This window comes from Mesorhizobium sp. M2C.T.Ca.TU.002.02.1.1 (genome assembly GCF_003997225.1).
Window position 1 is genome coordinate 1 of record NZ_RZTO01001234.1, and the last position, 1,203, is coordinate 1,203.

At 62.7% G+C, this 1,203-nt stretch carries 1 protein-coding gene and 1 pseudogene; both read right to left on the reverse strand.

Annotation, left to right across the window (positions count from 1 at the left end; all coding sequences use genetic code 11):
- Positions 1–477 (reverse strand): annotated as a pseudogene (locus tag EOD07_RS35045) (hypothetical protein); the annotation flags it as partial.
- A partial coding sequence (locus tag EOD07_RS35050; RefSeq protein ID WP_127238406.1) for an exopolysaccharide biosynthesis polyprenyl glycosylphosphotransferase occupies positions 474–1,203 on the reverse strand: 730 nt, incomplete at its 5' end. The gene EOD07_RS35050 and the pseudogene EOD07_RS35045, both read right to left, overlap by 4 nt.

Here is a 1,203-nt window from a genome sequence, read left to right on the forward strand (position 1 = left end):
GGCCGGGCGGTCGTATTTGGTGAACATTTCCGCGCCGGGAAAGGCATGGAAGTAGCCGGCGATGCCGAGCAGCGATGTCGCCACCGCCGACACGACATAGGCGATGAAGATCAGCCGGTAGAGGCTGGGCTGGACCGAGGTCACGGAGGCGAAGAACACCGCGCTGACGGCGAGGAACAGTGAGACGGCGAGGTAGAGCGGCGTGTTGGCGAGATCCGCCATCTGCGTCATGGCGATCATGCCGCCGATGTTCATCGCCACCAGAAGCACCAGCAAGGGCACGATCGCGCGCGAAATCCGCAGCCCGAACAGCGCCCACACCGCGATCAGCCCGGCCATATAGATTTCGTAAGGCGCGGGCTCGCTGATGACGAAGCCGGAGAGCAGGATGCCGACGCCGATCGCCGCCGATGCGATCAGCGAAATCAGCTTGGCGTTGATCGCCTGCGGCGGCAGCTCATGGGCGATGGCGCTCAATAGGCGTTTTCCGTGTTGAGCAGGCGGACCGGCGTGAGGAACAGGATGCGCAGGTCGAACAGCATCGACCAGTTCTCGATGTAATAGAGGTCGTATTCGGTGCGCATGCGGATCTTTTCATTGGTGTCCATCTCGCCGCGCCAGCCATTGATCTGCGCCCAGCCGGTGACGCCCGGCTTGACCTTGTGGCGCGCGAAATAGCCGTCGACCACCTCGTTGTAGAGCAGATTGTGCGACTGCGCCGCGATCGCATGCGGGCGCGGCCCGACCAGCGACAGAGAGCCGAAGAGCGAGTTGAAGAACTGCGGCAGTTCGTCGATCGAGGTCTTGCGGATGAAGCGGCCGACGCGGGTAACGCGCGGATCGTTCTTGGTCACCGTCTGCTTGGCGGTCGGGTCGGAACGGTCGGCATACATCGAGCGGAACTTGTAGACCTCGATGATCTCGTTGTTGAAGCCGTGCCGCTTCTGCTTGAACAGCACCGGCCCCCTGCTGTCGAGCTTGATGGCGATCGCGGTGGCGAGCATCACCGGCGAGAAGAGGACGATGCCGACAAGCGAGAAGACGATATCGAAGGCGCGCTTGGCAACCGAATCCCAGTCGTTGATCGGCTTGTCGAAGATGTCGAGCATCGGCACTGAGCCGATATAGGAGTAGGCGCGCGGCCGGAACTGCAGCGCGTTCGAATGCGCCGAGAGCCGAATGTCGACCGGCAGCACCCAGAGC